This window comes from Kitasatospora sp. NPDC001261 (assembly GCF_042896795.1).
Lineage (GTDB): Bacteria > Actinomycetota > Actinomycetes > Streptomycetales > Streptomycetaceae > Kitasatospora.
Genome location: NZ_JBIAXP010000035.1, coordinates 57,005 through 78,638, shown reverse-complemented (window position 1 = coordinate 78,638; position 21,634 = coordinate 57,005). Strand labels below are relative to the sequence as shown.

Below are 21,634 nucleotides of genomic sequence, written 5' to 3'. Positions count from 1 at the left end.
CGGTCCGCCCCGGAACGCCGACCGGGAACCGATCAGGACGCAGACCGGAACGCCGGGGGGGGGGGGGGGGGGGGCCCCCCCCCCCCCCCCCCCCCGGGGCCCCCCCCCCCCCCCCCCCGCCGGTGCGCGGTGCCCCGGGTCAGCCCGCGAGGGTGCGGGCCAGGGCGTCGAGGCCGTCGGCGTAGATGCCGGTGAACAGGTCGACGACCTCCTGCTCGGTGGCGCCGACGGGGTTGAAGCGGCCGGACCACTGGACCTCGGCGAGGTCGGCGCGGCCCGGGACGGCGTGGACGCGGAGGGTGGAGACGTAGCCGTCGACCGGGAACGGGGCCTGGAGGATGGCGTAGCTGTACTGCCGCTCGGTCTCGTTGAAGTCGACGAGGCGCTCGACGATGACGTCGCCCTCGGGGTTCTTCAGGCTGCGCACGCGGCCGCCCTCGGAGGCGGTGCTCTCGGGGATGTAGGGCAGCCAGTCGGGCAGGGCGTCGAAGCCGCCGATGAGGCTCCAGACCTTCTCGGGGGTGGCGGGGACGGTACGGCTGACGGAGGTGGAGGCCATGGTCGTTTCTCCTGTCACTGCGGTGGGGTGTGCGGGTGGTCAGGCGTTGTTCGGCAGCGGGGCGGCCGGGCTGACCAGGCCGGCGGCGCGCAGCTCCTGCCAGAACGCGGCCGGGACGGTCTCGTTGAGGGCGGCGACGTCCTCGGCGATGCGGCCGGGCTTGGTGGCGCCGGGGACGGCGGCGGCGGTCACCGGGTGGGCGAGGGAGAACTGCAGGGCGGCGGCCTTGATGGAGACGCCGTGCTTGGCGGCCAGGGCCTTGAGCTCGGTGACGCGCTCGATGATGTGGGCGGGGGCCTGCTGGTACTCGAAGTGGGTGCCGCCGGCGAGGATCCCGGAGCTGTAGGGGCCGCCGACGACCATGTCGACGCCCTGCTCCTGCGCCATCGGCAGCAGGCGCTGGAGGGCGTGGTCGTGGTCGAGCAGGGTGTAGCGGCCGGCGAGGAGGAAGCCGTCGGGCTGCGGCTCGTCCAGGGCCAGGGTCAGCTCGATCGGCTCGGTCTTGTTGACGCCCAGGCCCCAGGCCTTGATGACGCCCTCGTCGCGCAGGCGGGACAGGACGCGGAAGGCGCCGGTGCGGGCCTCCTCGAACTTGGCGAGCCACTGGTCGCCGTGGAAGTCCTGGGCGATGTCGTGGACCCAGACGATGTCCAGGCGGTCGGTGCCCAGGCGCTTGAGGCTGTCCTCGACGGAGCGCTCGGTGGCCTCGGCGGTCCACACGTGGAGCATCTTGTTCGGGTTGCCGTGCTCGAAGAGGCCGCCCTTCTCGCCGAGGTCGCGGGCGCCCTCCTCCAGCTCGTCGAGGATGACGCGGCCGACCTTGGTGGACAGGACGTACTCGTCGCGCGGCTTGGTGGACAGCACCTCGCCCAGGCGCTCCTCGGAGAGGCCGGCGCCGTAGAAGGGGGCGGTGTCGAAGTAGCGGACGCCCTGGTCCCAGGCGGCTTCGACGGTGGCCAGGGCCTCGGCGTCGGGGATCGCGCGGAACATGTTGCCGAGCGGGGCGGTGCCGAAGCCGAGCTTGCCGGGGAGGATGTTCTTCAGGGACATGTCACTGCCTTTGCGGAGCGAGCGGGCGTCATGGGGGGACCCGCCGGGAGTTGCGTCCGCACCGAAGGATTAGTGCAAACGCGCCTTACATGCAGGAACAATAGTTGCATACGCGTGGCAATGCAAGGGGTGGGCCGATCCCGCCGTCTACGGCCGCGGGGGGGGGGGGGGCCCGGTGCCCCTCCCCCGCCCGCGCGCCGCCCGGGTCAGGAGGCGGTGAAGGAGACCTGGTCGACGGTCCAGAAGGCGCTGTTGGTGCCGGTGTAGCGGAACTGGAAGCGGGCGGTGGTGGCGCCGGCGGGGACGGTGACGGGGAGGTTCTCGACGGTGTTGAGGTCGCTGCGGTAGGACTTCACCAGCTGCGGGGCGCCGTTGTCGAAGACCACGTAGACGTCGCCGGTCTGCGGCCCGTCGACCTTGTAGTTCGTGGCGAAGGACAGCACGCCGCGGCTCGCGCCGGAGACCGGGTAGGCGGGGCCGACCAGGGTGGAGTCGAACTGGCCGGCGCCGTGCGCCTTGTCGTCCCACTCGTCGGAGTCGGCGACGGCGAACACGTTGCGGGCGCGCACGTTGGTCTCGCGGGACTGGCCGAGCTGGGCGGCCGTCCAGAACTCGTCGGTGGCGAAGGTCCAGCCGCGCCACTCGGTGACGCCGCCGCTGGGCATGCGGGAGTTGTCGATGCTCCAGCCGGCCGGCGGGGTGTGGGTCCAGCCCTTCACCCCGGCCGGGATGCCGCTCTCGTCGGCGCGGGCCTGCAGGCTCGGGCGCAGCGCGTCGAAGGCGTCGGGGGCGATCTCGTCGATCGGGCGGCCGTCGAGCTTCCAGGCGGGGTCGAGGGCGACGCCCTCGTGCTTGAGGACGGTGGGGGCGATGTCGACGGGCTTGACGTCGTAGCGGCGGGAGCCGGGGGCGTAGCCGGTGCCGTTGGCGATCAGGAAGGTCTGGCGCTCGTTGGCGCTGTTGCCGCCGTGGCCGCCGGCGTCGGTGTGGCCGTGGTCGGTGGTGACGACGACCAGCCAGTCCTCCGAGGCGTACGTGGGCCGGGACTTGACGGCCTGGAGGACCTGGCCGACCAGGGCGTCGGCGGAGTGGAGGGCGGCCGCGTACTCGGGGCTGGTGCCGCCGTGGTTGTGGCCGGCCTCGTCGACCTGGTCGAAGTGCAGGAAGGTGGTGTCGGGGTTGCCGTGGGCGAGGTAGTCGACGGCGTCGGCGGCGGTCTTGGTGTCGTTCTCGCTCTCCTGGAGGCGCAGGTCGGCGCGGCCGTTGAAGACGTTGCCGGCGATGGGGTTCCAGGAGCCGATCACCAGGGTGGAGGTGGTGGGGTCGGCGTTCTCCAGGCGGGTGGCGAAGTCGGGGAACAGGTCGAAGCGGGAGCCGGTGAAGCTGTTGTCCTTCACCTGGTGCTTGTCGGGCCACGCGCCGGTGGCGATGGTCGACCAGCCGGGGCCGGAGAGGGTGGGGGCCAGCGGGTTGGCGTAGAGGTTGCTGGTGGCGGTCATGCCGCCGGCCATCAGGGCCTTAAGGGCGGGGGCGTCGGCGGTGAGCAGCTTGTCGTAGCGGGTGCCGTCGACGCCGATGACCAGGGTCTTGGCCTGCTTGGTGCCGTTCGGCAGGCCCTGGTAGGGGCCGGCGGCGGCCCCGGTCGCGGCGGGGGCGGCGGCCGTGGCGGCGGTGGTCGGTGCGATCAGCGCGGCGGCGGTGGCGGCGAGGGCCGTGGCGGCGGCGAGGGCGGCGGTGCGGGAGGTGCGCATCGAGGGCTCCCAACTGGTCGTCAGTGCGGTGCAGTTGCACCGGGAGTGAGGATGCGCCGGGCGGGCGAGGACGGACCCTCGCCGGATCCACGGTTGTATGAACAACCGCGGAAATTCAGACCAGACCCGTTACGCTTCCGTGATCATCGACCCCGGGGAGCCGGGCACGGCCCGTACGGCCCGGTGCGGCCCGGGCGGCGCTCGGTAGGCTTGCGCGGTGAACCACCCCATCTCCCGGGCCGGCCCCGAAGCCGCCCGCGCCGGCGTCCCCGAGCACGGCCGGGTGCCCAAGTACTACCTGGTCAAGGCGCGACTGGAGGAGCTGGTCGCCGAGCTGGGCCCGGGCGGGCGGCTGCCCACCGAGGCCGATCTGGCGCAGCGTCACGGCGTCGCCCGGGCCACCGTGCGCCAGGCGCTGCGCGAGCTGCTGCTGGAGGGCCGGCTGCGCCGGCAGGGCCGGGGCACGGTCGTGGCCGGGCCGAAGATCGAGCAGCCGCTGTCCCTGAGCAGCTACACCGAGGGCGTCTCGCGCCAGGGCCTGCGCCCCGGGCGCACCCTGATCGGCCTGGACCGGCTGCCCGCCGACGCGGCGGTGGCCCGGCTGCTGGAGGTCCCCGAGGGCGAGCCGCTGTGGCACCTGGAGCGGGTGCTGCGCGCGGACGAGGAGCGCGTCGGGCTGGAGTCCACGTACGTGCCGGTGGCCCGGGTGCCCGCGCTGGACCGGGACTTCGACCCCGAGGGGTCCTTCTACGGCTACCTGCGCGAGCACGGGGTGCGCCTGGGCGCCGCCGAGGAACGGATCGAGACGGTGCTGGCCACCCCGCGCGAGGCGCTGCTGATCGGCACCCCGCCGGCGCTGCCGATGCTGCTGCTGCACCGCCGCAGCCTGGACGCCGCCGGGCGCCCGCTGGAGCAGGTGCGCTCCCTGTACCGCGGCGACCGGTTCAGCTTCACCCTCGCCCTCGGCGCCCCGGACGGCGCCCCCCGGGTGGGCGGCGCCACGGAGGCGGAGCGACCGCGGGGGAACTGACGCCGGCACCGGCGGCCGCAGGGGGTGCGGCCGCCGGTGCCGGGTGTCACGGGCCCGGCGGTGTCAGCAGGTGCCGGGCACGGGCCGGGCGGGTGTCAGCAGGTGCCGGGCACGGGCCGCGTGGGTGTCAGCAGGTGCCGACGCGGCCGGACTGCGAGGACCAGACCGGGACCCAGGGGCTGCTGTTGTCGTGCGGGCGGTAGACGACGATGTTGGCGTCGTTCTGCACGCGCACCCAGTTGGCGCTGGGGTTGCAGCCGAAGCCGCTGCCGGTGGCCCACTTGGCGTTCTTGAAGGTGTCGTAGACGACGAAGTTGCCGTCGTACTGCATGATCGCCTTGCCCGCGCCGCCGAAGGTGGCGGTGTTCCACATCGCGGTGCCGTAGCGGTCGTACTCCACGAGGTTGCCGTCGGTCTGGTAGGTCAGCCGGTAGGCGCCGTTGGCGGAGACGAGCGAGTCACCGGGCAGCAGGCAGCTGCCCCAGTTCATGTGGTCCCAGCCGCTCGGGTTGCGCGAACAGTTCCACTCGCTGTTGACGTCGGCGGACGCGCTGGTGGCCGTCGTAAGCCCGGTGAGCGAGGCCAGCGCCAGGGCGGCGCCGGCGAAGGCGAGCGTGCGCCTGGTCCTTCCGGTGTTCCTCATCGTTCCCCTCTTTCCGCTGCGGCGCGGTTCCTGGCCGGCCGCGGCACGGTCTCGTCGACGGCGGTACGGGACGCGCCCCGTACGCCGCCCTCCGATGGGAGCAGGGCCTGTCGGGCCCCTGCGTTCATGCCAACGGGCAGTGGCGGACGGCCGGTTCACCGGATTTCCCGGCGGGCGACGGCCGCCCCGGGCGGAGCGCGGCCGGGCCCCGGGCCCCCGGGCGGAGGACACCGGGCCTGACCTTGTAGGTTTCGGTGTCACCGGCTGCGAGGGGCCGGTGACACCTGGTGGGGAAGGGGAGCCCGACCGGGCAGGGAAGGGGACGGACCCCGGACGGGAAGGGCGGACAGTGACCACGAGCACGGCGAGCGTGTTCCGCGGCGAGGGCGTACCCGAGAGGGAACGGTTCGAGTGCTGGCGGGAGTTGGTCAGCCGCACCCGGGACAGCGAGGTGACCAGCGACCACTCCGACGACTTCCGGGCGGAGATGCGGCGCCTGGAGCTCGGGCCGGTGACCCTCCTGCGGACCTCCTTCCCGCCGACCCGCTTCCAGCGCACCGAGCGCCGGGTGCGCCGCTCGGACCTCGGAGTGTTCCACCTGACCCTGCTGCTCGACGGCGGCTTCGCCCTGACCCGCGACACCGGGCCCACCGAGACCTTCGGGCCCGGAAACCTGCACATGCTCGACAGCTCCCACCCCTTCGACCTGCGGGCCTTCGGCTCCCGCGCCCAGGCGCCCGCGGAGCGCCGGATCGAGGCCGTCGGCGTCGACTTCCCCACCGCCCTGCTGCCGCTGCCGCCGCACCGGGTGCACGAGCTGCTGGGCCGCGGCTTCTCCTCCCGGGAGGGCGCCTGCGCACTGCTCTCGGAGTTCCTCGTCGGCCTGGACCGGCAGGCCGCCGTCCTGGGCCCGGTCGAGACCCCCCGGCTGGGCGGCATCGTGGTCGACCTGGTGGCCGCCTGGCTCGCCCGGGAACTGGACGCCGAGGCCGCCGTACCCGACGACACCCGGCAGCGGGCCCTGGTCGAGAACGTCCGGGCCTTCGTCGGACGCAACCTGCACGACCCGGAGCTGACCCCCGCCGTGATCGCGGCCGCCCACCACATCTCGGTCAGCTACCTGCACCGCCTGTTCACCCGGCAGTCCGGCGGCGAGACCGTCGCCGCCTTCGTCCGCCGCCGCCGGCTGGAGCGGGCCCGCCGCGACCTGGCCGACCCCGCGCTGCGCGACCTGCCCGTCCACGCCGTCGCCACCCGCTGCGGCCTGCCCCGCGCCGCCGAGTTCAGCCGCGCCTTCAAGACCGCGTACGGCCTCTCCCCCAGCGAGCACCGCCAGCGGGCCCTGGCCGGGGGCGCCGGCGGTTAGCCGCACGGGCGGCACGGCCCCGCCGACGGGGCCGTCGGGATCGAGGAGTTCCTCTACGCCGCGATGGGCGCCGCCTGCGAGGGCCTGGACACCGACGCGGTGCTGCGCCTCCTGCACAACACCGGCCGCCGGCCGACCCACGCCCCCCGAGAACCCCGCACCGCGAGCACCCCGCGCGCACGGACGGGCCGGAAGGCCGCACCTGTCCACCCAGTGCCAAGGACTGTCGACTCGGTGCCAACACGGCGGGGGTGTCCCCCTGGCATCCTCCACGAGTGAACACCGCGCGGCGGAACATCTCGTTCCGTTTCCGCGCCGACGGCCCGGCACGCCACGGGGGAGCGTGCCGGGCCGTCCTTCCCTCTCCAGGACCTCAGGACCTCAGGGCCTCGGGTCCGGCGACGGCTTGTCGTTCGCGTCCTCCCGGGCCCAGGCGCCGGCGCCGAGGCGGCCGGTGGTGCCGAGGTCGAGCTCCGGGACGACCATCACGGGGGCCGCGTCGGCGGTGGCGCGCACCCGGACGTACGGGGCGTTCTGCGGGTCCCCGGCGCCGGCCTCGGTGGTGTTGCGCCACACCAGGGTGGCGCGGGCGCCCTCCCCCGGCCCCAGGGCGATCTTCTGCGGCGGGTTGTCCGCGCCGGTGCCGGAGGCGATCTCGGCGCCGCCGCGCAGGATCCGCACGCCGTCGAGGGGCTTGTGGTCGGGGTCGAGCGGCTGCACCTGCGGGTAGCCGTCGAGGGTGACGGTGGCCGTCCCGCAGTTGCGCAGGTGCAGGCCGACCGCGCGCAGGCCCATCGCGGCGCTGCCCTCGTCGGCGTACAGCCGCAGGCCGGAGGGCGGGCAGGGGCCGCCGGCACTGGGCGCCTCGGCGGTGGGCACGCTGCGGACCTGGAGGAGCTCCGGCTTCGGCGGACGGGGGTTGTCGGACCGTCCCAGGGTGGGGGCGCCCGGGCGGGAGCCCGGCCCGGTCGCGCCGGGCGCGGTCAGGTCGATCCGCCCCTTCTCAGTGGCGCCGGGGGCGAGCCCGGTGACGGTCCGGGTGAGGTTCCCTCCCCCGCCCGGGCCGCCGAACACCGCCGCGCCCCGGTCCGGATCGGGACCGTTGAACACCACGGTGTAGTCGTACGGTTCGGCGTTCGGGTTGGTCACCTCGTACTCGAAGCAGGTGCGGCCGACGGCGGTGATCCGCGCCCCGCCCTGGGCGAGCGCGGTCGGCTGCGGCACGCCGGGCGCGCTCGGCGGCGGGCTGCCGCACGGCCGGGGGCTGCCGGAGCCCTCCGGGCCGCCGCCGGAGGCCGCGGTCGTCGCGGTGCCGCAACCCGCAAGCAGGAACGCGGCGGTGGCGGCGGCCACGGCGGACGCGGCAGGGTGCCGGGCCGTCAACGGGCGGCGGGACGGGGAGGGCTGGCGCATCGGGCGAGTCGATCACGCCCCGCACCGGACGGCAGTGAGCTGCGCCACTTCACGGGCAACAGTCCTGCCACGGTCCGCGCCCCGCCGACGGAGCCGCTCTAGTCGTCGTCGCGGCTCTGGAAGTACCACTGCTGGGGCTTCGCTCCGGTGTAGTTGGCCAGTTCCACCGGGGAACCGTCCTTGCCGCCGGTCAGGTACAGGGCCCTACCGTCGCCGACCGCCGCGACCTTGAAGCGCCCCTGGTTCTCCAGCGTCACGTCCCAGTCCTCGGGATTCTCGCCCAGGACGGCGCTGTCGCCGTCGACGGCCAGGTACCGGCCCGTACCGACGTTCCGGATGGTGTTGTACTGCCCGTTCTCCTCCACCTCCCAGTACTGGGTGTCGAGTTCGCGCTCCTTCTGTCCGACGACCCTGTCGCCCGAGGCAGGCGCGGTCGCGACCTGGGTGAGGTATCCGACGCACTTGATGCTGTAGGTGCCGGGCTTGATGTCCATGTGGCCTCCATGATCGGTTTCTCGCGCGAAGCGCTGGGAACAGGACGTGGCGTCCGGGGGCCACGATAGGGCCGGGCAGATCATGTTCGATTACGTACCATCATGGAATTCGGAACCGGGTCGAAGATATGGATCGTGATCGAAGTACTCCATTGCTGGTCAGTCGTCGCGCACGTGCGCGGTACGGAATCCGCGACCACGATCCCCCGCACCGGCGGGGCCGGGCGCGTCGGCCGCCAACGGACCACCGATACCAGTCACACCGGGGACCACCCGACCGGCGGAGCCCCGCGCGCAGCGCCGGCCGGACCCCGGCAAGACTGGGAGCGCGGCTGCCTCGCCGCCAATTGATCCGTACACGTGCGGCTAGGTGTTCCCTTCGAGGAACACGACGAGCCCGCGGCCATGACGGACCTCTCGACCACCTCGACCCCCTTCGGGAGTGAGCCCCATGCCAACTTCTGCCACTCCGGCCAGCCGCGACAAGACGATGCGGTGGACCGTCCACGAGACCGAGACCGGCTGGTCGAAAGACCATCACTACAACTGGGGTTTGAAGTCCGCTCCCGCCATCGAGGCGTACAAGGGCCTGCTGCACTGCTTCGCCGCAGGAGCGTTGGAGCCTTACGGCCTGGCATGGGGCTACTACAACAAGGAAACCGACACGTGGTACAGCAAGTCCTTCGTCTACGACGTCGAGAAAAACCCCGTGTACACGTCCGGTCCGCTCTCGGTGCAGCACGCCAACGACTTCCTGTACTGCGTGCACCACCGCGCCAAGGACGACCGCCGCTTGTGGTGGACCCGCTACAACTCGGAGGGCCCCGAGACCGGATGGTCCCTGCACCAACCGGTGAAGGACCACCGGTCGGCCGAGGTCCGATCGACGAGACCGGCCGCGCTCACCGTCTACGGCGGCCTCCTCTACTGCGTACACGACGGCGACGGCGTCCTGCGGTGGATCACCCACGACACCACCACGAAGACCTGGGGCACCGACCGGCCGATCCCCGGCGACATCCGGGCCGCGCGGGCACCCGCCGTCGAGCGCTTCAAGGACTACCTGTACTGCGTGCACGACCGCGGCGGGGACGACCTGTACTGGATCACCTACAACAGCGGCACCCAGGAGTGGAGCGCCGACCGGCGCATCGAGGACACCGAAGGGAACCCGGTCCGCACCAGCCATGCGCCCGCCATCGCCCGGCACAACGACTACCTGTACTGCGTCTACTACGTCGACACGGACTCCGGGCGCGGCGAGCTCTGGTGGACCCGGTACGACGACAGCGACGAGGGCGACGACAGCTGGAGCGTCCCAGAGCGCATCCCCGACGTCCGCTCGTACACCGGATTCGACATCGCGCCCTACTACGGCGGCCTGTACTGCGTGCACGAGGCCTGAGACGGAGCGCGCGCGGCCCCGACCGGGGCCGCGACTCCGGGCGCGGCCCCGGTGCCCGTACGCCGGTCAGAGGAGCTGGAAGGACCACTCCTGCTTCCAGCCGCCCTCGCAGCTCCACACCCCGAGCTGCTTGAAGTCGGAGTCGTGGGTGAGGCAGTCGTCGTCGCCGATCTGGACCCGGTACTTGCCGTTGCCGAGGCCGACGAACTCCCACTTCTGGTTGGCGGTGTCGCCCCACGCCTGCTGCTCGGCGACGTAGGTCTCGGGGTTCTCGGTGAGGTTGAACCCGAGGTCGTTGACGATCCGGTAGCGGTCCCCGCCCAGCGGCTTGACCGTCCAGGTGGAGCCCTTCGCCCCCAGGATCCCGCCCACGATCGGCGAACCCCAGCTCGCGGTCTCGTTGGGGGCCGTCGCGCCCAGCCCGTTGGCGAGCTTCAGGAACAGCGGCCGCTCGGTCGGGATGTCGGAGGACGGCTTCGGCTTGGGCTTCGGGTCCGGGTTCGGCTTCGGGTCCGGCTTCGTCGGGGTGGTCGGGTCGGTCGGCGTGATCACGCCGCCGGACGTGGATTCGAGCACCCACCCCTGGTGCCAGTCCTGCTTGCACGTCCACACGCCGAGCTGTTTGAAGTCGGCGTCGTGGGCGAGGCAGTCGTCGCCGGAGATCCGGATCTGGTACTTGCCGTTGCCGATCGCGGCGAGTTCCCACTTCTGCCGGGAGGAGTTGCTCCACGGCTGGAGTTCGGCCAGGTAGCCGCCGTTCTCGGTGAGTTCCAGCCCGTACGAGCTGGTGATCCGGTAGCGGCCGCCGCCCGCCGGGGCGAGCTTCCACTTGGACTCGTTGCCGCCCCGGAGCCCGGCGACGACCGACGCGCCGGCGGAGCCGTTGACCGGCACGGCGCCCAGGCCGTTGTCGAGCTTCAGGTACACCTCGGCGCCGGTGCCGGTGCCACCGCCGGGCGTGGGCGGGGTGGTGGTCGGCGGGGTGCCGCCCCAGGCCCAGTTCTGGTTGGGCGCGTCCCGCCGGTCCTCGGAGCCGCAGGCCCAGGCCGCCACCGTGCTGCCGTTGGCGGTCCGGCCGCTGAAGTCGTCGACGCAGACGTCCTTGGAGCGGTCGTCCTGGTCGGTCATGTGCCGGAAGCCGCCGCTGGCCGACATGTTCCAGCGTTGTCCGGGGATCTCCAGGCAGTCCCAGACCTGGAGCTTGGTCCCGTTCGCGGTCTTGTTGGCCTCCAGGTCGAGGCACTTGCCGTTGGCCGCCTGGAGCTTGTAGCCGTTGTACGTCCATTTCTGGGCGTCGCCACCGTTGCATTCCCACATCTGGACGGGGGTGCCGTTCGCGGTGCCGTTGCCGCTGACGTCCAGGCAGGCGTGGTAGCCGGGGCCGCTGGAGTCGGGGGTCAGGCTGCCGGTCCTGGTGCCGTAACCGGAGCGCGCGGGGAAGTGGACGGTGCGCACGTCGCCGTCGCACTTGTAGGGCCGCGCGGTGCCCGAGCGGCAGGTCCACGGCTCCTTCTTGACGGTGTCGCCGTCGTTGCCGGTGAACGCCCAGTTCAGGTAGCCGCCGTCGCCCCGGTTGCGGAAGGTCGAGTCCCCCTGGAAGACCCAGATCCGGAAGACGTCGTAGCCGGACGGCTCCTTCTTCTCCTTGTCCAGGAAGTGGTTGAGCTTGTAGGTGGTGTCGAGCAGCACCCCCCGCATGTCGGACTTGTACTCGTTCCGGAACCACTCGGTGTCGTACAGGTCGGTGCCCACGGTCTTGAACACCATGACGTTGAACCCCGGGAACTTCGCGCTCAGCTTCGTCGCGGTGTTCTGGGTGAACTCGGCGTTGTCCAGCTTGTTGAGGTTGGCGGCGTCGTGCATCAGCCTGATCGTGTCGAAGGCGGAACTGATCAGCGCCGTCATGCAGTTGCCGCCGCCCGGCGAGGCCGGGGTTCCGCAGCTCTTGTCCACCGGGGCCGACGCGGCCGCTGCCGCGGGCGCGGCCTGGGCCTGCGCGGTCAGGACGGAGACCACGGCGACGGCGGCGACCCCGCAGGCCAGGGCGCGTTTCAGGCGGGAGAGGAGGTGCAAGGTCGGAACCGTCTTTCTTCTCGGGGAAGTTGGATGGTGGCACCGGAAGTCCGCCGTCCCGCGGCTCCTGACGCGATCCATATGACAAGATCAAGAAGCCTGACGCCTTTCACGCGCCACCCCGGTCGGCGAGCCCCGCGGACCGGCCTCGATCCCTGCGGCCCGGGCGAGCGGCCGTCAGGGAGTCGTCAGAGATTGGAGGACCCGCGAGGTGTCCACATCACCGGAGTTCCGCGGCTTCGACCTGGTCCGGCGCGGCTACGACCGCGAGCAGGTCGACCACTACCTCAGGGCCCTGTCCGGGGCCGTTTCACTGCCGCCCGTGCCGGCGTTCGAGATCAGGTGGCGGGGCTACGACCGCGAGCAGGTCGACGCGCGCATCGCGAACCTGCTGCGCGGCGGGGCCAACAGGGGCGGCAGGGCGTAACCCCACGCGGCGGGCTCGGCGCGGGAAGTCGGACCGGCCGACTTCCCGCGCGACGGCCCGGCACGGTCAGCGCCGCCTCGAACGCCTCGAACGCCTCGTCCACCGCGGGGTCCGCCACCGTCCCGACGGCGACACCCCGCCCCGCTCGTGGATCGGGCCGCAGACGCCGAGGCGTCACTTACTGTAGGCACATGAGTGCAGATAGGCGTGTCCGGGCCGATTCGACCCGGTTCGACACGGATCGCCCCGGCGGGTGAGGGCGTCATGACCGCACCCCGGATCCCCCTCACCATCGACAACACCGCGCTGGTCCTGATCGACCACCAGGTCGGCACGATCGGGTGGGCCGGCGAGCTGGCCGGCGAGGACGAACGCGACCAGCTGACGATGTGGGTGCGCACGATCGTGCGCTTCGCGGCGGCGGTCGGCGTCCCCGTCGTCCTGACCAGCAGCCTCGAGGACCGGCAGCAGGGCCCGCTGCTGCCCGACCTCGAGACCCTCGTGCCCGCCGCGTACGCCGCCCGGGTGCGGCGCGCGGGCGTCATCAACGCGTGGGACGACCCGGCGTTCGTCGAGGCCGTCCGTGCGACCGGCCGGGAGCACCTCCTCGTCGGCGGCCTGACCACCGAGGTGTGCCTGGTGCCGCCGGTCCTGTCCGCGATCGGGGACGGCTTCGGCGTCGCCGTCCTGCTCGACGTGTCGGCGGCCGGCACGCGCACCTCCGCCGCCAACAGCCGCGACACCCTGCGGGCCGCCGGGGCGGAGCTGCTCACCGTCGTCCCGGCGCTGACGCGGCTGCTCGGCAGCTGGCAGAGCGAGCACGCCGCCGCGTTCTTCGACGCGATGGGCGGCGAGGGCGTCTTCGCCGCCTTCGCCCGCGGAAACCTCAGGTAGACCCCGCACCGACCTCGAACCGGTCCCGCACCGGTCCCGCACCGGCCTCGAACCAACCTCGCACCAACGTCGAACCGACCTCGGACAGACCTCGGATAGGGAGCACCCGCATGTCCGGCATCACCGCAGCCGACCGCTTCGAGATCCACGAACTGCTGGCCCGCTACTGGAAGACCGTCGACGAGGGCGACCTCAAGGGCTTCGCCGACACCTTCACCGAGGACGGCAGCCTCACCAACTACACGGGGACGACGACCGGCCGCGAGGCGCTCGCCCAGTGGCTCGACGACTACGGCCCCAGCCGCGCCGGCAACCGGCACATGAGCACCAACACGACCGTCACCGAGGTCGACGCGGACACCGCGACGGTCTGGAGCTACATGGTCGTCATCGCCGCCTTCGAGCCGCGGACCCAGACGCCGCACGTCGCGGCCTACGGCCGGTTCAACGACACGGTGGTCCGCGTCGACGGCGGGTGGCTCTTCAGGGAGCGCCTGATGGACGACCTCGCCCTGAACGCCATCGACTACCCGGGCTGAACCACCGCGGGCGGCGCTCCCTGGCCGACGGCGTCGTCCTGCGCGATGACGGCCTGGGCCCGCTGCGTCCGCGCGCTCAGCTGCTGGGCGAAGCTCCGCAGGGAGTCGGCGTTCCTCGCGATGTACTGGTTGTCGTAGGCGGTCTCCACCGCGACGAGCCGGCCGACCGTGTTCAGGGAGATCTTGCAGGCGATGTCGGCCTCGGCCGTCGGTACCTCGTCGGGGCTGCGCGGGGGCGGCGTCCCGGCGGCGGGGGTGGTGCCCGCCGCGGGGGTGGTGCCCGCCGCGCCCCACTTGCGGTCGCTGTAGGCGTCCGCCGGGTTGGCGTAGCTGTAGCCCTTCCCCTTCATGCACGCGCTCCACTGCGCGTACGCGGCGGTCAGGCGCGGGTCGGTGAGGGGGATCCGGGGGCCCTTGTCGGGCAGGCCCTGCGCGGTGCCCGGCACCGGCGGCGGCCCGCCGAGCGCGTCCGCGCCGGCCTGCCAGCAGCCGCCCTTGGGCACCGGCCTGCCGTTGAAGCCCGTGACCGGCTTCCCCGAGGGGTCCGCTCCGTAGAGCACCGAGGTGACGTCCGGGGAGAGGGTGGAATCGGGGATGACCTGGTTGCGGTCGTACCCCTTCTCGGCCGCTTTCGCCGGGGCGAAGTACCCGTAGAGCTGGGTCCGTTCCCGGGCCGCCGTCGCCGCCTGGGTGAAGGCGTCGTAGGTCTGCTCCGGGGCCTGGAGGCCGAAGTCCTTCATACAGCGGGCCGTGACGAGGTGCGAGGCCCGACTGATCGTCACCGCCTGTTCGGCGGTCGGCTTGTAGCCGTCGAGGGGAAGGGTGATCTGCTCCGGCCGGTCGATGACCGGCACCTGGCCCGTCGGCGGCGGGCCGGAATTCGCCTGGCCTCCACCGGAACAGGCGGAAAGGGAACTCACGGCCACGGCCAGAACGGTGAGCGCGAGCGGGGCGCGTCCCCGCGGTGGCATCGGCATCGGAATTCTTCTCCTCCCTGGAGAAAGACGGAGAAAAGCGGGCGGCGGGCATCCGAGGACGCCCGCCGCCGCCGGCGGAATCACACGATCTGCACTTCGGAAACGTGCGCGCTGGTGAAGCTGAGGCTTCCGCCGGCGTAGAGGTTGTAGTTCGAGCCGTTCGCCGTGATGATGCCGTTGTTCCACTGCGAGGTCACCAGGTTCACGCCGTCGACGTTGGGGTAGATGGCCCCCACGCTGCCCGCGTAGCAGAGCTGCCAGCCCGACATCCACAGCTCGATGCCGTACGCCTTCGCCCCGCCGCCGGGGCACTGCACCGGGCCGATGGCGCTGGCGGGCGAGGCGGCGACGACGCCTCCGCCGACCACGGTGGCGGCGGCGAGTGTCACCGCGGCAATTCGCTTGCTGATACGAAGATTCATGGAAGTACCGCTCTCCCTGTCCCATTCGACTGACGGATCGTTGCGACCTGGCGATGCGAAATAACCGGCCCGCGCCGGGCCGTTTTCCCCGGCCCTCGCGGCCCCGTATCGCCGACAACGGAAGAGAGTGTCACTCGCCGCCGGGATCGACCAGCCCTTGCCGAGGGCCGACGGAATAAAGCGGACAAAGGTGCCCTGGCGGATGGCGGGGAGTAATCCCGAAGACGATCGTCCGATTCGCTTCTGCCTGCGGATATGCCGGGAATTCACGGCCGCCGGAAACAGGTTGATGTACGTACATCGTCAAGCGGCCTTCGGGCCGCCCTCCGGCCGCCGTCTAGCGCAGGAGCCGCAGGGCGGGGGCGGGGCGGCGGACCGGGCTCCCCCGGGGCCCTTCTCCTCCACGTCCCGGTGCCGGGTGTCGAGCTCGCACGCCTTCTGTCCGACGACCCTGTCGCCCCGGGAAGGTGCTCCCCCGCACCGGCGGGGCTGGGCGCGTCGGCCGCCCAGCGCCCACCTATGCCAGTCCCGCCGAAGACCACTCGACCGGCGGAATCCGGCGCGCAGCGCCGATCGGCCCCTCGTGAGACTGGGAGCGCAGTCGCCTCGCGGCCGATCGGTCCGCACACGTCCGGCCTGCTGTCCGGTGGGGAGCACAGGGAGCCCGGAGCCTCGGACGGGCCTCGCAGCCGCCTCAGCCCTCTTGGGAGTGAGCCCCATGCGAACCTCTGCGTTCTCCGACGACGGACCCGGCGGACCCGACCGCCTCGGCGACACCCGCGACACCCGCGACACCCGCGACACCCGAGCGGCCGGCGAACCGCCCGCCGGGGCGGCCGTCCGGTGCCGGCCGGCGCCGACGGCCGTCCGGGGCGGCCTGGTGTGGTTCCGCGACGACCCGTTCCTGACGCCCGAGGGCGAGGACGACGGGGACGCGCTCGTCTACGTGGAGGACGGGCTGCTGGTCTGCGAGGACGGGAAGATCGTCGCGGCCGGGGACTACGGCGACCTCGTGCGCGGCCTCCCACCCGACACGAAGATCGTCCACTACCGCGACAAGCTGATCCTCCCGGGCCTCGTCAGCACCCACGTCCACTACGTGCAGACCCGGATCATCGCCGCCTACGGCAACCAACTGCTGGACTGGCTCAGAGCGGACGTCTTCCCGGAGGAGGCCCGGTTCTCCGACCCGGACTACGCCCGCGACATCGCGGCCCTGTTCTGCGACGAACTGCTGCGCAACGGCACGACCACGGCCCTGGTCAACTGCGCCACCTACCCGGAGTCGGTCGACGCGCTGTTCGCGGAGAGCGTCGGTCGCGGGATGCGGCTCGCGGCCGGCAAGGTGCTGATGGACAGCGAGGAGTGCGCGGCCCCGCCCGAACTGCTCGACGCCTCCCCCGAGGTGGGCTACGAGCAGTCCAGGGAGCTGATCGAACGGTGGCACGGGGTCGGCCGCAGCATCTACGCCGTCACCCCGCGGTTCGCCGTCGCCTGCACCCCCGGGATGCTGCGCGCGGCCGGGGAGCTCTGGCGGGAGTACCCCGGCACGCTCCTGCAGACCCACCTGGCGGAGAACGAGCGCGAGGTGGAGAAGGTCCACCAGCTGTTCCCGGAGTGCAAGGACTACGTCGACGTCTACGAGACGTACGGCCTGCTCGGCCCCGGCGCGGTCTTCGCCCACGCGGTGCACCTGTCCAAGCGCGAGTGGAAGCGCCTGTACAAGACCGGCAGTGGCGTCGCGCACTGCCCGACGTCCAACCTCTTCCTGGGCTCCGGCCTGTTCGACATGCCCCGCGCCACCGACCCCCGCCGGCGGGTACTGGTCGGACTCGGCTCCGACGTCGGCGGCGGAACCAGCCTCTCCCTGTTCCAGACCGCGGGCGAGGCCTACAAGGTCGGCGCCCTGCGGGGCTTCCCGATGACCGGGGTCAAGCTGTTCTACCTGGCGACCGCCGGCTCGGCCTCGGCGATGCGCGTCGACCACCTCGTCGGCTCGCTGGAACCGGGGCACGAGGCCGACTTCATCGTCCTCGACCCGGACGCCACCCCGCTGCTGTCCGCCCGCACCTCCAACGCCGGCTCCCTCGGCGAACTCCTGTTCGCCTTCGCGCTGATGGGGGACGACCGCGCCGTCCTGGCCACCTACCTCAACGGCCGGCTCGCCCACGAGCGGGACGGCGACGACGCGCTCACCGGGTCCGGGCGGGAGCCTGTCCGCCGGTTCGACGTCGGCGGGGAGAAGCGGTGGCAACGGGCGTCCGAGCACAACAGAATGCGGTGAACGGGCTACGACCCCGAGGCCGGCTGGTCGAAAGGCCGGGAGTAGAACGGCAGCATCCACCTCGGTCCCGGCATCGACGTGTACAAGGACTCGCTGTGCAGCACGCCAACGACTTCCTGTACTGCGTGCACGACCGCGGCGGGGACGAGCTGTACGAGTGGAGCGTCCCGGCACACATCCCCGACATCGACTCGCGCTCCGGGCTCGACCTCACGCCCTACGACGGCGGCCTGTACTGCATGCACCGGTTCTGAGCCGGCCCGCGCAGCCCGTCCCCGACGATCTGCCGAGAAAGCATCCCGCGGCCTTGACCGCTGCCGCGGCCGGCCCGCCCGCGCGGGACGCGGGCGGGCCGGATCGAGGGCGCGGACAGTGTCGGCGGCCTCCTCGTCCATCGCGAGCAGGCCGTCCGCCCGACCTATCAGATACTGCCGACCGCCGCGGCCCGGCGTGGGAGGTCCCGGCCGGGTGCGGGCGGCAGCCCGATCCGGGCCGGGTCGGTGCGTTCGGCGGCGGGCGCGTCGGAGGACTTCGCGTGTTTGGCCGCGTCGACGGAACCGGGGCCGTGGATGGTGAGTTCGAAGTCCTGGTGCGCCTTGGCGTCCGGCGCGAACGGCAGGCGGATCCGGCCGTCCGCGACCAGGCGGCGCACCTCGGCCCGGCTCAGGCCGAGACCGAGCTGGAGCAGCCGCTCCACCCGGACCGGCGCGGGCAGCTCGAAGCGCACCCGCACCGGGAGCGGGTTCGGGTCGTCGAGCGCGTACAGCGGCATGCGGGTCTCCAGCTCCCACGTCCCGGTCCAGTCGAGCCGGTACCGGTTCTTCGCCGCGAGCGACGCGCTCATCACCAACTCCCGTACCGCTGCGGGGTCGTTGGTCTCGTACGCCACCAGCCGGGCCGGCTCCAGCGTCGAGACGTGGGCGCGCTCGTGGACGGGCGCCTTCGAGGTCCGGTCGCACGTCGCGCAGCTCAGCAGCAGCCAGACGTCGAGCAGCTTGCCGTTCGCGTTGACGCGGATCTTCCCCGAGGCGCGGTGCCGCGTGCCGGGGCAGTCCGGGCAGGGCCGGACGACGGTGGGCAGGGCGGACTGACGCACGGCCCACAGGGCCTTGCGGTCGGTATTCATGTGTGTGGGGTGCTTTCAGGACTCAGCAGGAGGGCATGCCGAACTCACTCGGCGGCTCCCGCTCTCTGACGGATGCTCACGAGGGGCGCGACCGATCGCCCCGGGGCCGGTTCGTCAGGCTCCGAGGTCGATCGCGCGACAGGTACGTACTACGTGGCAGTCATCAAAAGTCCATGCGGGAGATCATGATCGGGACGGCGCCCCGCGGCAACCGGATTTCCCCCCGCCCTCGGCCGGCGCTCGCGCGCAGCCCCGCCCACCTCCTGGCACCGCCGGGGCCGCCGACCCCGCCCTGGCGCCCGGCGCACCCGGGCGCTGGGGTCGGGTCCGTGGTGCGGTGGTCCCGGCCGGGCCGGGACCACCGCAACCAGCCCGGTCCGTGCGAGTCGCTGCCGGGGTGGCAGGGGCTGATGCCGGGACGGCCCCATGGACGGTGGTCGGTCAGACGGGACGGTAGTCCGCGTGCGGTGTCGCCCGTTCCCATGCGACCTCGTAGGCCGCCAGGTACCGCTGGGCCAGGTCCGGATCGGTCCGGACCTCCATGCCGGCCTCGGCCCACTGCCCGTCCCCGGTGAAGTGGTGCAGGATCACCACCTTGTCGTCCATGACCCAGCCGTCCAGGCCGGGCAGGAGCAGGTCACCGGCGCGGGAGCGCGGCAGCCACCGCACGTCCTCCCCCGCCGCGACGTTCGGGAACGTCACGTCGTACTCGTACCGGATGTAGGCGGTCACCGGCTCGGAGACAACACGCAGACGGCGCATGGCGACCCCACGGCCGGTCGCCTCGGCCACCACGTCCAGCCACGACCGCCACCAGGACTCGCGGTCCGCCGGATCGAGCCGCTTGCCCTGCTGCCAGGCGATGAACTCGGGGTCGTCCGGCATGTAGCTGTCGCGCATCTCCAGATGCACCGCCGAGCGCCGCGCCTTGGCCAGCTGCTCACGAACCGCCGTTGCCACCGTCGTTGTCCTCACTGTCCGACCGGGGATGACCTGGACCATGGCCCCGCCGGTGAAGGGCCGTCAAGGGCGTGATTGAAGCAGTGCCGCAGCCCCCGGCGCGTGGGCGGCGGGGGCTGGCGGGTCAGGCGTCCTCGTCGGGCGGGGCCGCGCGGAGGGTGGTGACGACGCCCAGGGCGACGATGGCGGTCGCGAGGGCGAGGAGGACGGCGAAGGCCGTCCCGATCAGGTATCGCACGCGGTCCTGCGCTCGGCGTCGAGGAGCAGGGTGAGGAGGTTGAGGAGCGTTGAGGCCGGCGCCGTGTTGAAGCGGACGAGGACGCGGCCGTCCATGGTCCGGTCGGTGCCGATCGAGGGGAAGATCAGGCCGAACTCCCGCCCCCGCTCCACGACTTCGTCCAGGAGGGCGCTGATGTGGTCCTCGGTGTAGTAGCGGATCCGGGGGTCGGTCGGCAGCATCGGGTGACGGCCGGGGCGGTAGATCATCAGACGGCGCCCTTCCGCAGCTCGAACCAGACGGATTTGGCGCGCTCGTGGGGGTCGACGCCCCAGCCGTGGGTGAGGGCGGCGACGAGCTGGAGGCCCCGGCCGGACTCGGCGAGCAGGGACAGCGGCGGGGCGGAGGGCAGGACGGGGCTCTCGTCCGTGACGGAGACCCGGAGGACGTCCCCCTCGGAGATGATCTCGACCAGCGGCGCGGGGGTTTCGGTGTGCCGCCAGGCGTTGACGAGGAGCTCGCAGAGCGCGAGCTGCGCGTCGAAGATCGGGGAGGCGGGCCAGCCGACGCGGGTCATGGTGTTGCGGAGGGTCTGTCGCGCGACCGCGATGGTGGGGGTGTTGATGTGACGCATGGGAGTTCTCCCGAGGCGTGAGTGAGGGGGAACCGGCGGAACATGTGTCGCCGTGAGCCAGGCCGGTGGAGAAGGACATGGCTGCTCTGCGGTGCTTGCTAGCAGGCGTTACTGACGATCCGTCGGATCGATGTGAGGTCGACCGTAGCGCACCCCTCCCTGAGTTTTTAGGCCGACGCCTACAAATTCGCTCTATCGTGTGGCTCTCAGATGGACCTGCACGTAGCCAGCGCGGCACACTGGCCCCAGCACAGGCAGAAAGGACGCCATGCCCCTTCGCTCCAATCCGACCCTCCGTCAACGGCGGCTTGGCTCTGAGCTGCGGAGAATCCGGGAGCAAGCCGAGCTCGGTGGTAGCCAACTCGCTCGCACTCTCGGCATCAGCCCCGGACAGATGACGCAGATGGAGAAGGCGAAGATCGGCGTCAGCCCCGAGCGCCTGCGGACCCTCGCCTCGGCCTGCAACTGCGTCAACCAGCCGCTGATCAACGCCCTCGTTGACATGGCCTTGGAGCGGGAGAAGGGATGGTGGGAGAAGTACCGTGGCACCCTGACCATCGACTTCCTTGAGGTGGCAGAGCTTGAGAACCGCGCCAAGCGGCTGACCATCTGCACGACCACCTACGTGCCCGGACTGCTGCAGACCAGCGACTACGCCTCGGCCGTGTTCGCCCGGATCTTCCCTCCGTTGCCGCCGCAGGACATCGACACCAGGACGGCCTTCCGGCTCAAGCGGCAAGAGGTCGTTCGCTCGGGTGCGATCCCCCTCCAGGTGTTCATCCACGAGGCTGCACTTCGGATGCAGTTCGGTGGCCTCAAGGTGCTCATCGGACAGCTCGGTTCACTGCTCGACGATTCCGAACGGCCCGGCATCTCAGTCCGCGTCGTGCCCTTCGCCGTCGACACCTTCCCCGGTTCCGGCGAGAACCTCACGTTCGCCGAAGGCCCTGTCCCCGAGTTGGACACCATCCAGATGGACGTCACCCAAGGTGCACTGTTCTTCGACTCCCCAGCAGACCTGGCCAAGCACCGGGCGATCTTCTCTCGTCTGGACTCCACAGCACTCTCCGAAGAAGGATCACGTGATTTCATTCGATCCGTCATGGAGGATGTGAACCATACGTATGCGTAGTTCAGAGTGGCAGAAGTCCAGCTACAGCGCCGCAAACAACGAGTGCGTCGAGGTCCGTACGGTCGGCGGCGCAGTCAACCTCCGCGAATCCGACGAGGGCCACCTCGTCCTCCGTACCACCCCCATCGCCCTCGCCTCTCTCCTCCACGGCATCAAGGCCGGCGAGTTCGACCACCACGCCTGACGAGTCCGCTCCGCGCCCCTCGCCCTCCCCAGGGCGAGGGGCGCAACAGAAGAC

23 protein-coding genes are annotated in these 21,634 nt (G+C 71.9%); 10 read left to right on the top strand and 13 right to left on the bottom strand.

Features of this window, described 5'->3' with window-relative positions; translation table 11 throughout:
- Positions 1-139: 139 nt before the first annotated feature.
- The 3 genes from ACFY4B_RS36270 to ACFY4B_RS36260 form a co-directional block, all read right to left on the bottom strand.
- Entirely contained in the window at positions 140-559 is a 420-nt protein-coding gene (locus ACFY4B_RS36270) for an SRPBCC family protein (RefSeq protein WP_074005387.1), read from the bottom strand.
- Between the two features lie 39 nt (positions 560-598).
- A complete protein-coding gene (locus ACFY4B_RS36265; protein WP_074005386.1) occupies positions 599-1,609 on the bottom strand; it encodes an aldo/keto reductase in 1,011 nt (336 codons plus the stop codon).
- A gap of 206 nt (positions 1,610-1,815) precedes the next feature.
- Positions 1,816-3,360, bottom strand: a complete 1,545-nt coding sequence (locus ACFY4B_RS36260; protein WP_380745636.1) for an alkaline phosphatase family protein — start codon at positions 3,358-3,360, stop codon at positions 1,816-1,818.
- Between the two features lie 217 nt (positions 3,361-3,577).
- On the opposite strand from ACFY4B_RS36260, the gene ACFY4B_RS36255 reads away from it, so the two are divergent.
- Complete coding sequence (locus ACFY4B_RS36255) at positions 3,578-4,390, top strand: GntR family transcriptional regulator (RefSeq protein ID WP_375876341.1); 813 nt, start codon at positions 3,578-3,580, stop codon at positions 4,388-4,390.
- A gap of 127 nt (positions 4,391-4,517) precedes the next feature.
- Here ACFY4B_RS36255 and ACFY4B_RS36250 read toward each other — a convergent pair whose 3' ends face one another.
- Positions 4,518-5,033, bottom strand: a complete 516-nt coding sequence (locus ACFY4B_RS36250; protein ID WP_387975092.1) for a hypothetical protein — start codon at positions 5,031-5,033, stop codon at positions 4,518-4,520.
- A 349-nt stretch (positions 5,034-5,382) separates the two neighbouring features.
- Between ACFY4B_RS36250 and ACFY4B_RS36245 the strand changes: the two genes are divergently transcribed.
- On the top strand, positions 5,383-6,399 hold the full coding sequence (locus ACFY4B_RS36245) for a helix-turn-helix domain-containing protein (RefSeq protein ID WP_387975090.1): 1,017 nt from the start codon (positions 5,383-5,385) through the stop codon (positions 6,397-6,399).
- Between the two features lie 381 nt (positions 6,400-6,780).
- Here the strand turns inward: ACFY4B_RS36245 and ACFY4B_RS36240 are convergent, their stop codons facing one another.
- Together ACFY4B_RS36240 and ACFY4B_RS36235 are read right to left on the bottom strand one after the other, a co-directional pair.
- Positions 6,781-7,812 carry a DUF4232 domain-containing protein gene (locus ACFY4B_RS36240; RefSeq protein ID WP_387975087.1) on the bottom strand — a complete coding sequence of 344 codons (1,032 nt, stop codon included), beginning with the start codon at positions 7,810-7,812 and terminating at the stop codon, positions 6,781-6,783.
- A 98-nt stretch (positions 7,813-7,910) separates the two neighbouring features.
- Entirely contained in the window at positions 7,911-8,306 is a 396-nt protein-coding gene (locus ACFY4B_RS36235) for an RICIN domain-containing protein (protein WP_387975084.1), read from the bottom strand.
- 451 nt (positions 8,307-8,757) lie between these two features.
- Here ACFY4B_RS36235 and ACFY4B_RS36230 point away from each other — a divergent pair, with 451 nt between their 5' ends.
- Entirely contained in the window at positions 8,758-9,711 is a 954-nt protein-coding gene (locus ACFY4B_RS36230; RefSeq protein WP_387975081.1) for a hypothetical protein, read from the top strand.
- A 66-nt stretch (positions 9,712-9,777) separates the two neighbouring features.
- Here ACFY4B_RS36230 and ACFY4B_RS36225 read toward each other — a convergent pair whose 3' ends face one another.
- Positions 9,778-11,784, bottom strand: a complete 2,007-nt coding sequence (locus tag ACFY4B_RS36225) for a ricin-type beta-trefoil lectin domain protein (RefSeq protein ID WP_387975078.1) — start codon at positions 11,782-11,784, stop codon at positions 9,778-9,780.
- A gap of 211 nt (positions 11,785-11,995) precedes the next feature.
- On the opposite strand from ACFY4B_RS36225, the gene ACFY4B_RS36220 reads away from it, so the two are divergent.
- From ACFY4B_RS36220 to ACFY4B_RS36210, 3 genes are all read left to right on the top strand, one after another.
- Positions 11,996-12,211, top strand: coding sequence for a hypothetical protein (locus tag ACFY4B_RS36220; RefSeq protein ID WP_387975075.1), 216 nt, complete (start codon positions 11,996-11,998; stop codon positions 12,209-12,211).
- Positions 12,212-12,475: 264 nt separating this feature from the next.
- Positions 12,476-13,105, top strand: coding sequence for an isochorismatase family protein (locus tag ACFY4B_RS36215; protein WP_387975073.1), 630 nt, complete (start codon positions 12,476-12,478; stop codon positions 13,103-13,105).
- A 110-nt stretch (positions 13,106-13,215) separates the two neighbouring features.
- The gene (locus ACFY4B_RS36210; RefSeq protein WP_117484976.1) at positions 13,216-13,644 is read left to right on the top strand and encodes a nuclear transport factor 2 family protein; all 429 of its coding nucleotides are present in this window, start codon (positions 13,216-13,218) and stop codon (positions 13,642-13,644) included.
- Here ACFY4B_RS36210 and ACFY4B_RS36205 read toward each other — a convergent pair.
- Positions 13,632-14,621, bottom strand: coding sequence for a hypothetical protein (locus tag ACFY4B_RS36205; protein WP_387975070.1), 990 nt, complete (start codon positions 14,619-14,621; stop codon positions 13,632-13,634). The two genes, ACFY4B_RS36210 and ACFY4B_RS36205, sit on opposite strands and share 13 nt — an antisense overlap.
- Before the next feature lie 80 nt (positions 14,622-14,701).
- Positions 14,702-15,043, bottom strand: coding sequence for a hypothetical protein (locus tag ACFY4B_RS36200; protein ID WP_147408968.1), 342 nt, complete (start codon positions 15,041-15,043; stop codon positions 14,702-14,704).
- A 718-nt stretch (positions 15,044-15,761) separates the two neighbouring features.
- Between ACFY4B_RS36200 and guaD the strand changes: the two genes are divergently transcribed.
- Complete coding sequence (gene guaD, locus ACFY4B_RS36195) at positions 15,762-17,327, top strand: guanine deaminase (RefSeq protein WP_387975067.1); 1,566 nt, start codon at positions 15,762-15,764, stop codon at positions 17,325-17,327.
- Between the two features lie 95 nt (positions 17,328-17,422).
- A complete protein-coding gene (locus ACFY4B_RS36190) occupies positions 17,423-17,581 on the top strand; it encodes a hypothetical protein (RefSeq protein ID WP_387975064.1) in 159 nt (52 codons plus the stop codon).
- A 167-nt stretch (positions 17,582-17,748) separates the two neighbouring features.
- On the opposite strand, the gene ACFY4B_RS36185 is transcribed toward ACFY4B_RS36190, so the two are convergent.
- From ACFY4B_RS36185 to ACFY4B_RS36170, 4 genes are all read right to left on the bottom strand, one after another.
- Positions 17,749-18,453 (bottom strand): DUF1062 domain-containing protein, encoded by a 705-nt coding sequence (locus tag ACFY4B_RS36185; protein ID WP_387975061.1) that lies wholly within the window; start codon positions 18,451-18,453, stop codon positions 17,749-17,751.
- Positions 18,454-18,894: 441 nt separating this feature from the next.
- The gene (locus ACFY4B_RS36180) at positions 18,895-19,413 is read right to left on the bottom strand and encodes a DUF6879 family protein (protein ID WP_387975058.1); all 519 of its coding nucleotides are present in this window, start codon (positions 19,411-19,413) and stop codon (positions 18,895-18,897) included.
- Positions 19,414-19,638: 225 nt separating this feature from the next.
- On the bottom strand, positions 19,639-19,899 hold the full coding sequence (locus ACFY4B_RS36175; protein ID WP_375873987.1) for a hypothetical protein: 261 nt from the start codon (positions 19,897-19,899) through the stop codon (positions 19,639-19,641).
- Positions 19,899-20,264 carry an ATP-binding protein gene (locus ACFY4B_RS36170; protein WP_074000926.1) on the bottom strand — a complete coding sequence of 122 codons (366 nt, stop codon included), beginning with the start codon at positions 20,262-20,264 and terminating at the stop codon, positions 19,899-19,901. Before ACFY4B_RS36170 ends, ACFY4B_RS36175 begins: the two co-directional genes overlap by 1 nt.
- Before the next feature lie 268 nt (positions 20,265-20,532).
- On the opposite strand from ACFY4B_RS36170, the gene ACFY4B_RS36165 reads away from it, so the two are divergent.
- The gene (locus tag ACFY4B_RS36165) at positions 20,533-21,396 is read left to right on the top strand and encodes a helix-turn-helix transcriptional regulator (RefSeq protein ID WP_117484999.1); all 864 of its coding nucleotides are present in this window, start codon (positions 20,533-20,535) and stop codon (positions 21,394-21,396) included.
- Complete coding sequence (locus tag ACFY4B_RS36160; RefSeq protein WP_117485001.1) at positions 21,389-21,580, top strand: DUF397 domain-containing protein; 192 nt, start codon at positions 21,389-21,391, stop codon at positions 21,578-21,580. The genes ACFY4B_RS36165 and ACFY4B_RS36160 overlap by 8 nt, the downstream gene beginning before the upstream one ends.
- The last annotated feature ends 54 nt before the right edge of the window (positions 21,581-21,634 follow it).